Source organism: Streptomyces fradiae (assembly GCF_041270065.1).
Classification (GTDB): domain Bacteria; phylum Actinomycetota; class Actinomycetes; order Streptomycetales; family Streptomycetaceae; genus Streptomyces.
On record NZ_CP065958.1, the window covers coordinates 5,787,601 to 5,799,852 of the forward strand.

Sequence of the window (12,252 nt, forward strand, 5' to 3'; positions counted from 1 at the left end):
ACCGCCTGACGCGCCGCCCGGCTCACCCGGTGACGGGCGCGCGCTCCGCGTCGTAACTCTCGCGGGCGGCGAGCACCTGCGGCATGCGCCCCTCGACGAGGTGGATCAGGCCGAGCAGCCGCTCGGCGACCTCGGTGCCCAGCGGTGTGAGCCGGTAGTCGACCCGGGGCGGGTTGGTGGGCTGGGCCTCGCGGTGCACCAGTCCGTCGCGCTCCAGCGCGTGCAGGGTCTGGGAGAGCATCTTCTCGCTGACGCCGTCCACCCGGCGGCGCAGCTCGTTGAAGCGGGCGCCGCCCTCGTGCAGGGCGCCCAGGGTGAGGCTGCCCCAGCGGCCGGTCACGTGCTCCAGCGTGCCGCGGGAGGGACAGGCCTTGGCGAACACGTTGAAGGCGAGGCCTTCGAGGCCCGGGTCATCGCTCATGCCCTCTACCATACGCGCGGACAGCGCTGTGGAACAGTGGGCGCTAACCACAGGGTTGCACTATCCAAAAGTTAGTGCTCTACTTCTCGTCGTTCCCCTCCTGCCGTCCTTCGCACCGCCGAGGAGCCCTTTCATGACCACGCCCGTCGTCTCCATCGCGTACCACTCCGGCTTCGGCCACACCGCCGTCCTCGCCGAGGCCGTCCGGGACGGAGCCGCCGACGCCGGCGCCACCGTGCACCTGATCAAGGTCGACGAGATCACCGACGCCGAATGGGAGCTCCTCGACGCCTCCGACGCGATCGTCTTCGGCTCGCCGACCTACATGGGCACCGCCTCCGGCGCCTTCCACCAGTTCGCCGAGGCCACCTCGAAGCGCTGGTTCACCGACGCCTGGCTGGACAAGCTGGCCGCCGGCTTCACCAACTCCGGCTCGAAGAGCGGCGACAAGCTGCACACCCTGCAGTTCTTCCAGACCCTCGCCGGCCAGCACGGCATGACCTGGGTCAACCTCGGTCTGAAGCCCGGCTGGAACACCACCGAGGCCTCCGAGAACGACCTCAACCGCCTCGGCTTCTTCGCCGGCGCGGGCGCCCAGACCCCCAACGACCTGGGCCCGGAGGGCGTCCACAAGGCCGACATAGCCACCGCCGAGCACCTCGGCCGCCGGGTCGCCGCCACGGCCCGCACCTTCGCGCTCGGCAAGGTCGCGGCCTGAGCCGTCGCCCGCCCCGTACGCGAGAGGGCCCCGTCACCGCATCGGTGACGGGGCCCTCCCGCGTATCCGGGGAGTCCGGGGCTCAGAAGCCGAAGTCCTGCGTCCACCACGGGCCGCCGGAGCCGAAGTGCACACCGACGCCGAGCGCGGTGTAGTCGCAGTTCAGGATGTTGGCGCGGTGTCCGTCGCTGGCCATCCAGGACTTCATCACCGCGGCCGCGTCGACCTGGCCGCGGGCGATGTTCTCGCCCCCGAGGTCCGAGACTCCGGCCTTCTGGGCGCGGGACCACGGGGTCGCGCCGTCGGGGTCGGTGTGGTCGAAGAAGTTCCGGGCGGCCATGTCGGCGCTGAAGGCGCCGGCCAGGGCGGCGAGCTCGGCGTCCGAGCGGACCGGGACGCAGCCCACCTTGGCGCGCTCCGCGTTCACCAGGCGCACGACCTCGGCCTCGGCGGCCTGCTCGCGGGCGCTCAGGGAGCGGGCGACGGTGGTCGGCGCGACGGGGGCCCGGGTGGTCGGGGCCGGCGCCGGCGGGGTCGTCCGCACCGGAGCCGGGGTCGCCTTGGGCGTGGGCTTCGCGGTCGTGGGCTTCGGGCTCGGCGTCGCCGTCTTCGAGGGGGTCGGCTTCGGCGCGGGCTTCGCCGACGGGGCGGCGGTCTTCCGGGTCCCGGCCGACTGGCCGGCCGCGGTGGCCGAGGCGCCGCCCTGGGTGTTCAGACTCGGCGCCTGCTGCTCGGCCTGTGCCGTCACGCGCGGCTCGTCCTTGCCGGCGTTGTCGAACGAGAACGTCTCGCCGCCGGGCAGCAGACCCGAGGCGATGCCGATCGCGCCGACCGCGACCGCCGCGGAGACACCGAGCAGCCCGGTCTTCACGGGTGCGCCGCGCCGTGTGCCGCGATGCCGTCCCATCTGCTCGCCTCCTGACGTACTGAACTGAACCGCGCCTGAGCTCAACGGTCTGAGCTGCGCTCTTTGCTGATCTTTGCTTCTGCGGGCCTTCCGGCGGGCCTTCGAACAGGGTGCCGCCGAACGGGTGAGGCCCGTTCCGCACGGACTGTACGCCATGACATGCGGGGCTGACGTGCTCCTTCCGTAATTCGCCCGTTAGCGTGCAGGCATGAATGAGGACGTACGGATCACCGCCTGGGTGCGCGGCCGGGTACAGGGAGTGGGCTTCCGCTGGTTCACCAGGGCAAACGCGCTGGAGATCGGCGGGCTCGTCGGTTTCGCCCTGAACCTCGACGACGGCCGGGTCCAGGTCGTGGCCGAGGGGCCGAGTGACAATTGCCACCGTCTGCTCGACTGGCTCCGTTCCGCCGACACGCCCGGGCGCGTGGACGGTGTCACTGAGATATGGGACACCCCGCGCGGCGGCTACGACGGCTTCGCCATCCGCTGACCCTCGCCCTCCGAAGACCCCCGACCACGCTCCGCACACCCCCGTCCGACGCCCCCGAACGGCCCCGGACGGGGGTTGCGGTGAACGGCCGCGGAAGCGAGAACCACCTGGTGGTTGCGTAGAACGGCGCGCCGTGCCAGGCTGCGGCAGTAAGGATGATCTCCACGCCCCTCGGGCACCGAGTTGCGAGGCGCCGCCGCCGGAATTCCGCGGCCGCAGCCCCCCGGTGAGCCCCGGAAGCAGGGCGTGATCGTGTTGACCGTCAAACTTTTTGGTGAGACTCTGGAAGCCCCGCGCACCTTAGCTGTTCGACCGTGAGAACCGGCACGACAAAGAGCACGGCCGAGCACCGCGGGTGCGAATCCCTCACGACCCACACCGCTTCGGTCGGTCACTCATTGTGGAGGACCATCCATCATGGCAAAGGCGCTTCTCGGTTACGTCGGCGGCTCCGACCCGCGACTCCTCGCCGAGATGCGACGGCTTCAGCAGCGCGTCCAGGACCTCGAGTCCGAGCTGGTTCGGATCCAGTCCGAGAACGACGCGCTTGCGGCTGCCGCCGCCCAGCACCAGGGAGAGTCGCTGCTGGACAGCATCGATCTCGACGTCACCAATGCGGAGCCTGCGCTCACCTGAGGTCCCAGCCCCGAGGGGCCAGGTGAGAAACACTCACGCCAGCACAGCCGGCATCGCACATGGCCGACACTGCACGACATCGCACATGCTGGACCTGCAAGGGGCGCTCCGGCGTCCCTTCCTTCTTGCCTTCTTGCGAAGCCTCTCGCGGACCTCTCGCCGAAGCTCTCGCGAACCTCTCGTGCAGCTCCTGAGGCGCCCCCCGTCCCCCGCGTGACACTCCTTGGGGGAGGGTGTGCCCTGCACGATCACGGGTGAAACCCGAGACCCCGGGTAGAGTCCGCAGGCGTGCACCTCAAGGCCCTGACGCTCCGCGGTTTCAAGTCGTTCGCCTCCGCCACCACGCTGCGGTTCGAACCGGGAATCACCTGCGTCGTCGGGCCCAACGGCTCGGGCAAGTCCAATGTCGTGGACGCGCTGTCCTGGGTCATGGGAGAGCAGGGCGCCAAGTCGCTGCGCGGCGGCAAGATGGAGGACGTCATCTTCGCCGGCACGACCGGGCGCCCGCCGCTCGGCCGCGCCGAGGTCTCGCTGACCATCGACAACTCCGACGGCGCGCTGCCGATCGACTACGCCGAAGTCACCATCACCCGGATCATGTTCCGCGGCGGCAGCAGCGAGTACCAGATCAACGGCGACACCTGCCGGCTGCTCGACATCCAGGACCTGCTGTCCGACTCGGGCATCGGCCGCGAGATGCACGTCATCGTCGGCCAGGGGCAGCTCGACTCCGTCCTGCACGCCGACCCGGCGGGCCGCCGTGCCTTCATCGAGGAGGCCGCCGGCGTCCTCAAGCACCGCAAGCGCAAGGAGAAGGCGCTGCGGAAGCTGGACGCGATGCAGGCCAACCTCGCGCGCGTCCAGGACCTCACCGACGAACTGCGCCGCCAGCTCAAGCCGCTCGGCCGGCAGGCCGCGGTCGCCCGCCGCGCCGCCGTCATCCAGGCCGACCTGCGCGACGCGCGGCTGCGGCTGCTCTCCGACGACCTCGTACGCCTCAAGGAGGCGCTGAAGGCGGAGGTCGCCGACGAGGCCGCGCTGCTCGCCCGCAAGGAGGCCACCGAGGCCGAACTGAGGGCGGCCCTCGCGAAGGAGGCCGGCCTGGAGGACGAGGTGCGCCGCCTCGCGCCGCGGCTCCAGCGCGCCCAGCAGAGCTGGTACGAGCTGTCGCAGCTCGCCGAGCGGGTGCGCGGCACCGTCTCCCTCGCCGACGCCCGGATCACCAGCGCCACCGCGCAGCCGCCGGAGGAGCGGCGCGGCCGCGACCCGGAGGACATGGAGCGCGAGGCCGCCCGCATCCGCGAGCAGGAGGCCGAACTGGAGGCCGCCCTCGAAGCCGCCGAGCGCGCCCTCGACGACACCGTCGCCCACCGCGCCGAACTGGAACGCGCCCTCGCCGTCGAGGAGCGCCGCCTCAAGGACCTCGCGCGCGCCATCGCCGACCGCCGCGAGGGCCTCGCCCGGCTGCACGGCCAGGTCAACGCGGCCCGCTCGCGCGCCGCTTCGGCCCAGGCCGAGATCGACCGGATGGCCGCCGCCCGCGACGAGGCCCAGGAGCGGGCGGTTGCCGCCCAGGAGGAGTACGAGCAGCTGCAGGCCGAGGTCGACGGCCTCGACGCGGGCGACACCGAGCTGGGGGAGCGCTACGAGGCCGCCCGCCGCGAACTCGCCGACGCCGAGACCGCCCTCACCGCCGCCCGCGAGGCCGCCGCCGAAGCCGACCGCTCCCGCGCCGCCACCCGCGCCCGCCACGACGCCCTCGCCCTGGGCCTGCGCCGCAAGGACGGCACCGGCGCCCTGCTCTCCGCCGGCCTCACCGGCCTGCTCGGCCCGGCCGCCGAACTCCTCACCGTCACCCCCGGATACGAGCTCCCCCTCGCCGCCGCCCTGGGCGCCGCCGCCGACGCCCTCGCCGTCACCAGCCCCGCCACCGCCGCCGAGGCGCTGCGCCTGCTGCGCAAGCAGGACGCGGGGCGGGCGGCACTGCTGCTGGCGGGCGACCAGCCGGCCGTACCGGAGGTGCCGCTGCCGGACGGGGTGCATGCGGCCGCCTCCCTCGTCACCGGCCCCGCCGAACTCATCGGCTCCGTACGGAGGTTGCTGCGCGGCATCGTGGTCGTCACCGGGCTCGACGAGGCCGTCGAGCTGGTGCGGGCGCGGCCGGAGCTGACGGCGGTGACCGGCGAGGGGGACCTCCTGGGCGCGCACTTCGCGCAGGGCGGTTCCGCCGGGGCGCCCAGTCTCCTGGAGGTGCAGGCCTCGGTGGACGAGGCGGCGGCCGAGCTGGCCGAACTGGAGGTGCGCTGCGCCGAGCTGGTCACCGCCAAGGAGGCGGCCCAGGAGCGGCGGCGTGAGGCGGCGCGGCTGGTGGAGGAGCTGGCCGAGCGGCGCAGGACGGCCGACCGGGAGAAGTCGCAGGTGGCGCAGCAGCTCGGCCGGCTGGCCGGGCAGGCCAGGGGAGCGGCCGGGGAGGCCGAGCGGACCGCCGCCGCGGCGGCCCGGGCCGAGGAGGCCCTGGAGAGGGCGCTCGTCGAGGCGGAGGAGCTGACCGAGCGGCTGCTGGTCGCGGAGGAGACCCTGCAGGACGAGGGGGCGGAGGAGCCCGACGCGTCGGTGCGCGACCGGCTCGCGATCGACGGTTCCAACGCGCGCCAGACCGAGATGGAGGCCCGCCTCCAGGTCCGTACCCACGAGGAGCGGGTCAAGGGCCTGGCCGGCCGGGCGGACTCGCTCGACCGGGCGGCCCGCGCCGAGCGCGAGGCCCGGGCGCGCGCCGAGCAGCGCCGGGCCCGGCTGCGCCACGAGGCCGAGGTCGCCCGGGCCGTCGCCGCCGGCGCCCGCCAGCTGCTCGCCCACATCGAGGTGTCGCTGACCCGCGCCGAGCGGGAGCGCGCGCTCGCCGAGGCGGCCAAGGGCGCCCGCGAGCAGGGCCTGACGGCGGCCCGCACCAGGGGCCGCGAGCTGAAGGCGGAGCTGGACAAGCTCACCGACTCGGTGCACCGCGGCGAGGTGCTCGGCGCGGAGAAGCGCCTGCGGATCGAGCAGCTGGAGTCCCGCTCCCTGGAGGAGCTGGGTGTCGAACCGGCGGCGCTGGTCGAGGAGTACGGCCCCCACCAGCCCGTACCGCCGTCGCCGCCAGCCGAGGGCGAGACGCTCCCCGACGACCCCGACCACCCGCGCAACCAGCCCCGGCCCTTCGTCCGCGCGGAGCAGGAGAAGCGGCTGAAGGCCGCCGAACGGGCGTATCAGCAGCTCGGCAAGGTGAATCCGCTCGCCCTGGAGGAGTTCGCGGCCCTGGAGGAACGGCACCAGTTCCTGTCGGAGCAGCTGGAGGACCTGAAGAAGACCCGGACGGACCTCCTTCAGGTCGTGAAGGAGGTCGATCTGCGCGTCGAGCAGGTCTTCACCGAGGCGTACCGGGACACCGCCCGCGAGTTCGAGGGCGTGTTCTCCCGGCTCTTCCCCGGCGGCGAGGGCCGGCTGGTGCTCACCGACCCGGACAACATGCTCACCACCGGCGTGGACGTCGAGGCCCGCCCGCCGGGCAAGAAGGTCAAGCGGCTCTCGCTGCTCTCCGGCGGCGAGCGCTCGCTGACGGCCGTGGCGCTGCTGGTCTCCATCTTCAAGGCGCGGCCCAGCCCGTTCTACGTGATGGACGAGGTCGAGGCGGCGCTCGACGACACCAACCTGCAGCGGCTGATCCGGATCATGCAGGAGCTCCAGGAGTCCTCGCAGCTGATCGTGATCACGCACCAGAAGCGCACGATGGAGGTCGCGGACGCGCTGTACGGCGTGTCGATGCAGGGCGACGGCGTCTCGAAGGTGATCAGCCAGCGGCTCCGCTGAGCAGGCTCCTTTCCCAGGGCGACTCCTCAAGATCACTTCAACTCCTGAAGGCAACAAGCCATCGAGTGCGTTTCAAGTCATACGACATCGCCTATTGACTTCGAAACCTGAAGGCATAGTCTCTGCAACGTTGCTTTTACCTTCAAGTGGTGCCCGGCGTGAACTTGTGCCCCACTTGAAGGGCTCGCCCCCCACCGCACCGGCGACGCTGCCGGAGCCCCGAGGAGTCCTTGTGACCAGCACCGCGCAGGCGCCCACACCGCCTTCGTCCGAAGGCCGTTCGGCCCATCCGGACCACATCGGACACGTCATCTTCATCACGGCGTCCGCCGCGATGGGCGGCTTCCTCTTCGGCTACGACAGCTCCGTCATCAACGGCGCCGTCGAGGCCATCCGCGACCGCTACGACATCGGCTCCGGCACCCTCGCCCAGGTCATCGCCATCGCCCTGATCGGCTGCGCCATCGGCGCCGCCACCGCCGGCCGGATCGCCGACCGCATCGGCCGGATCCGCTGCATGCAGATCTCCGCCGTGCTCTTCGCCGTCAGCGCCGTCGGCTCCGCGCTGCCCTTCGCCCTCTGGGACCTCGCCTTCTGGCGGATCGTCGGCGGCTTCGCCATCGGCATGGCCTCCGTCATCGGCCCCGCCTACATCGCCGAGGTCGCCCCCGCCGCGTACCGCGGCCGCCTCGGCTCCTTCCAGCAGGCCGCCATCGTCATCGGCATCGCCATCTCCCAGCTGGTCAACTACGGCATCCTGCAGATCGCCGACGGCGACCAGCGCGGCGAGATCGCCGGCCTGGAGGCCTGGCAGTGGATGCTCGGCGTGATGGTCGTCCCCGCCCTCCTCTACGGCCTGCTCTCCTTCGCGATCCCCGAGTCCCCGCGCTTCCTCATCTCCGTCGGCCGGACCGACCGTGCCAAGGAGGTCCTCGCCGAGGTCGAGGGCCACGGCGTCGACCTGGACCGCCGGGTCGCCGAGATCGACCTGGCCATGCGCAGCGAGCACAAGTCCACCTTCAGGGACCTGATGACCGCCGGCAGCCGGTTCAAGCTGCTCCCCATCGTCTGGGTCGGCATCGGCCTCTCCGTCTTCCAGCAGCTCGTCGGCATCAACGTCGCCTTCTACTACTCCGCGACGCTGTGGCAGTCCGTCGGCATCGACCCCTCGGGCTCGTTCTTCTACTCGTTCACCACGTCGATCATCAACATCGTCGGCACCGTGATCGCGATGGTCCTGGTCGACCGGGTCGGCCGCAAGCCGCTCGCCCTCGTCGGCTCCGTCGGCATGGCGATCGCCCTCGCCTTCGAGGCCTGGGCCTTCTCCGCCGACCTCGTCGACGGCAAGCTCCCCACCACCCAGGGCGTCGTGGCGCTCGTCGCCGCCCACGTCTTCGTACTCTTCTTCGCCCTCTCGTGGGGCGTGGTCGTCTGGGTCTTCCTCGGCGAGATGTTCCCCAACCGGATCCGCGCCGCCGCCCTCGGCGTCGCCGCCTCCGCCCAGTGGATCGCCAACTGGGCCATCACCGCCAGCTTCCCGTCCCTCGCGGACTGGAACCTCTCCGGCACCTACGTCATCTACACGGTCTTCGCCGTGCTCTCGATCCCCTTCGTGCTCAGGTACGTCAGGGAGACCAAGGGCAAGGCGTTGGAGGAGATGGGCTAATCCCCGCTGCCCTCTCCTCTGGTACGGAACTGCCCCGGTTCGAGGCCCTACGCCTTGAGCCGGGGCAGTACGCCTTCACCGAACAGGCGCACGCTCCGCCACCCCTCCTCCAGCGGCATCCCGCCGCACAGCGGATGCAGCACCAGACTCTCCAGCTCCGCCCCGAGCGCCACGCACTCGTCCGGCGTCACCACCCGGTAGACGCCCTCCGCCCGCAGCTCCGCCACCGTCCCCGCCGTCGACCGCACCGCCGAGCGGATGTCCTTCGACTGCCAGGACGCATAGGTCCGCGCCTCGTGCAGGAAGTGCTCCCCGTACTCCGCCCACGTCCGGTCCGGATCCTCCGCCACGTGCAGCAGCGGCGTCTCGCGGGCCGGCATCATCGTCCAGCCCTCCGTCCCGTACGCCGCGCACTGCTCCTGGTAGTACGTCTCCAGCTCCGGCAGATGCGCGCTCGGGAACAGCGGCAGCCCCAGCCGCGCCGCCCGCCGGGCCGCCGCCCGCGACGAGCCGCCGACCAGCAGGAGCGGGTGCGGCCGGGTGAACGGCCGCGGGGTGACCCGTACCGTACGGCCCTGATACGTGAAGGGCTCGCCCGACCACGCGGCCAGCAGGGTCTCCAGGAGCAGGTCCTGCAGCTTGCCCCGGCGCCCCCAGTCGACCCCGCGCTCCTCGTACTCCTCCGGCCGGTAGCCGATCCCCGCCACCGTCACGAGCCGCCCGCCGCTCAGCAGGTCCAGTACCGCGATCTCCTCCGCGAGCCGCAGCGGATCGTGCAGCGGCCCGATGATCGCCGAGACGGTCACCGCGATCCGCTTCGTCGCCCCGAAGACCGCGCCCGCGAAGGCGAAGGGGGAGGGCAGCCAGTTGTTCGCGACCCCGTGGTGCTCCTCGGTCTGCACGGTGTCGACCCCGTGCGCGTCGGCGTGTGCGGCCATCTCCACGGCGGCCCGGTAGCGGGCCGAGAGCGAGACCGGGTCGGCGTGCGGGTCGACGAGGTTGAAGCGGACGACGGTGAACGGCATGGGGACCCCTCCGCGGTGGGTGGGTGGCGCAGGCGGGAGGGAGGTTAGCTGACGTGGCGTCAGATGAGAACCGGGTCGACGACCTCGGGGCAGGGGGTGTGTCGGCCCACTGAATGGGCCGACACACCCCCTGGGTGCGCTGAGCGCGCCTGAACCGACTCGCCATACTGGAGTGGTTGTGACTCCGCCCACTGGGCTTCCCGTCGGCGTGGCGCCGAACGGCGGACCAGCCCGGCCCGCGGGGCAGTACCCCACTGGAGAACGACGGCGAGTCCATCCCGGTCACGCCGCATACTTAGAAGCGTTATGGAACTCATCCTTGCTGTAGTCATCGCTCTGGTCGTCGCGGTCGCCGTGACCGGCGGGCTCGTGATCAGCGGCCGCAAGAAGAAGCAGCTGCCGCCGGCCGAGCCGCCGTCCACCGCCCCGACCATCACCGCTCCGCCCGCCGAACCGCACATCGGCGACGAGGCGGAGACACCGCGGGAAGAACCACGCCGCACCGTCGAAGAGGTCGAGCTCCCGCCCACCGCCGAGGCCCCGGTCGTCGTCGAGGAGCCCGTCGAGGGATCCGTCGAGGAGCTCGCCGCCCCCGAGATCGAGGTGCCCGAGCCGACCGCCGGGCGGCTGGTCCGGCTGCGCGCCCGGCTCGCCCGCTCGCAGAACTCGCTCGGCAAGGGACTGCTCTCGCTGCTGTCCCGCGAGCACCTCGACGAGGACACCTGGGAGGAGATCGAGGAGACCCTCCTCACCGCCGACGTCGGCGTCGCCCCCACCCAGGAGCTGGTCGAGCGGCTGCGCGAGCGCGTCAAGGTGCTCGGCACCCGCACCCCCGAGGAGCTGCGCGGCCTGCTGCGCGAGGAGCTGATCACCCTCCTCGGCGCCGACCTGGACCGCTCGGTGCGCACCGAGAGCCCCGAGGACGTCCCCGGCGTCGTCATGGTCGTCGGCGTCAACGGCACCGGCAAGACCACCACCACCGGCAAGCTGGCCCGCGTCCTGGTCGCCGACGGCAAGTCCGTCGTCCTCGGCGCCGCCGACACCTTCCGCGCCGCCGCCGCCGACCAGCTGCAGACCTGGGGCGAGCGGGTCGGCGCGCGCACCGTGCGCGGCCCGGAGGGCGGCGACCCGGCCTCCATCGCCTTCGACGCGGTCAAGGAGGGCATCGCCGAGAAGGCCGACGTCGTCCTCATCGACACCGCCGGCCGGCTGCACACCAAGACCGGCCTCATGGACGAGCTCGGCAAGGTCAAGCGCGTCGTGGAGAAGCACGGCCCGCTCGACGAGATCCTGCTCGTCCTCGACGCCACCACCGGTCAGAACGGCCTCATCCAGGCCCGTGTCTTCGCCGAGGTCGTCGACATCACCGGCATCGTCCTCACCAAGCTCGACGGCACCGCCAAGGGCGGCATCGTCGTCGCCGTCCAGCGCGAGCTGGGCGTCCCGGTCAAGCTGATCGGCCTGGGCGAGGGCCCGGACGACCTGGCCCCGTTCGAGCCGGGCGCGTTCGTCGACGCCCTGATCGGCGACTGAGACCGTTCGAACCGAGACCGTTCGACACGGAGAAGTGCCCCTGCCGCAGCTCAACGGCAGGGGCCCTTCTCCGTACCGGGACCGGCGCACGCCGGCCGGCGCCGGTCAGCGGTGGGTGCGGTGGCAGATGTACGCGAGGGTGCCGAGCAGCAGCCGGGCCTGCGGCGGCGCCCCCGCGGTGTCGAGCGTCGGCGGCCGCAGCCACCGCACCGGCCCGAGACCGCCCAGATCCGACGGCGGCGCCGTCACATGCCCGCCCGGGCCCAGACAGTGCAGGTCCAGATCGGCGTCGTCCCAGCCCATCCGGTACAGCAGCCCGGGCAGCTCGGCCGCCGCGCCCGGCGCCACGAAGAACTGCGCCCGGCCGGCCGGCGTCGCGCACACCGGGCCCAGCGGCAGCCCCATCCTCTCGAGCCGGACAAGCGCCCGGCGGCCCGCCGCCTCGGCGACCTCGATCACGTCGAAGGAGCGGCCCACCGGCAGCAGCAGCGCCGCCCCGGGGTACTCCGACCACGCCTTGGTCGCGACGTCGAGACCCGCGCCGGCCGGGACCGGCTCGGCGAAGGGGAGGGGGTGCGCCCCCGGCGCCGTACAGACCGGATCGCCGCAGGAGCAGCGGCCGGCGGCCGCCCGCGCCCCCGGGACGACGTCCCAGCCCCACAGTCCGGTGTACTCGGCCACCGCTGTGCACTCCGTCGTGCGTACGCGGCGACGTGAGCCGGACCGCTTCTCACGAATGCCGCCGATCGTGAAGCCCATGCCCCCTCCAACGGGTCGAACGCGCCGGTGGTTACGGACCGGAGGTCCACCGTCACGATCCGCCACATCGCGCCGCCACACGGGCGTGCGGTGGTGCGGCCGGTGGTGCGGCCGGTGGTGCGGACCGCGACACGCGCCTCCTCGCGCCCCGGTTCGCCGACCCCGCTCCGTCGCATGTCAAGTGAATCGTGTTCCGCACGCGGCGAGTTCATTCGAAGGGGTGGCGAATGGTGGCGTTTCTTGAAACGCCG

The 12,252-nt window shown here is 72.3% G+C and carries 10 protein-coding genes; 6 read left to right on the forward strand and 4 right to left on the reverse strand.

Annotated features, from left to right (window positions below):
* Positions 1–22 precede the first annotated feature (22 nt).
* Positions 23–421 (reverse strand): winged helix-turn-helix transcriptional regulator, encoded by a 399-nt coding sequence (locus JAO84_RS26570; protein WP_370415081.1) that lies wholly within the window; start codon positions 419–421, stop codon positions 23–25.
* Positions 422–554: 133 nt separating this feature from the next.
* Between JAO84_RS26570 and JAO84_RS26575 the strand changes: the two genes are divergently transcribed.
* Positions 555–1,139 carry a flavodoxin family protein gene (locus tag JAO84_RS26575; RefSeq protein WP_370415082.1) on the forward strand — a complete coding sequence of 195 codons (585 nt, stop codon included), beginning with the start codon at positions 555–557 and terminating at the stop codon, positions 1,137–1,139.
* 82 nt (positions 1,140–1,221) lie between these two features.
* Here JAO84_RS26575 and JAO84_RS26580 read toward each other — a convergent pair whose 3' ends face one another.
* Entirely contained in the window at positions 1,222–2,046 is an 825-nt protein-coding gene (locus tag JAO84_RS26580) for a CAP domain-containing protein (protein WP_370415083.1), read from the reverse strand.
* 208 nt (positions 2,047–2,254) lie between these two features.
* Here JAO84_RS26580 and JAO84_RS26585 point away from each other — a divergent pair, with 208 nt between their 5' ends.
* The 4 genes from JAO84_RS26585 (at position 2,255) to JAO84_RS26600 (ending at position 8,684) form a co-directional block, all read left to right on the forward strand.
* Positions 2,255–2,536, forward strand: coding sequence for an acylphosphatase (locus JAO84_RS26585; protein WP_265864636.1), 282 nt, complete (start codon positions 2,255–2,257; stop codon positions 2,534–2,536).
* 417 nt (positions 2,537–2,953) lie between these two features.
* Entirely contained in the window at positions 2,954–3,172 is a 219-nt protein-coding gene (locus JAO84_RS26590) for a hypothetical protein (protein WP_265864635.1), read from the forward strand.
* Between the two features lie 288 nt (positions 3,173–3,460).
* Positions 3,461–7,018 carry a chromosome segregation protein SMC gene (smc, locus tag JAO84_RS26595; protein WP_370415084.1) on the forward strand — a complete coding sequence of 1,186 codons (3,558 nt, stop codon included), beginning with the start codon at positions 3,461–3,463 and terminating at the stop codon, positions 7,016–7,018.
* A 232-nt stretch (positions 7,019–7,250) separates the two neighbouring features.
* Complete coding sequence (locus tag JAO84_RS26600; RefSeq protein ID WP_370415085.1) at positions 7,251–8,684, forward strand: sugar porter family MFS transporter; 1,434 nt, start codon at positions 7,251–7,253, stop codon at positions 8,682–8,684.
* Positions 8,685–8,731: 47 nt separating this feature from the next.
* Here the strand turns inward: JAO84_RS26600 and JAO84_RS26605 are convergent, their stop codons facing one another.
* On the reverse strand, positions 8,732–9,709 hold the full coding sequence (locus JAO84_RS26605) for an LLM class flavin-dependent oxidoreductase (RefSeq protein WP_370415086.1): 978 nt from the start codon (positions 9,707–9,709) through the stop codon (positions 8,732–8,734).
* 306 nt (positions 9,710–10,015) lie between these two features.
* Here JAO84_RS26605 and ftsY point away from each other — a divergent pair, with 306 nt between their 5' ends.
* Complete coding sequence (ftsY, locus tag JAO84_RS26610) at positions 10,016–11,242, forward strand: signal recognition particle-docking protein FtsY (protein ID WP_370415087.1); 1,227 nt, start codon at positions 10,016–10,018, stop codon at positions 11,240–11,242.
* 105 nt (positions 11,243–11,347) lie between these two features.
* Here ftsY and JAO84_RS26615 read toward each other — a convergent pair whose 3' ends face one another.
* Positions 11,348–12,001, reverse strand: coding sequence for a bifunctional DNA primase/polymerase (locus tag JAO84_RS26615; protein WP_370415088.1), 654 nt, complete (start codon positions 11,999–12,001; stop codon positions 11,348–11,350).
* Positions 12,002–12,252 lie beyond the last annotated feature (251 nt).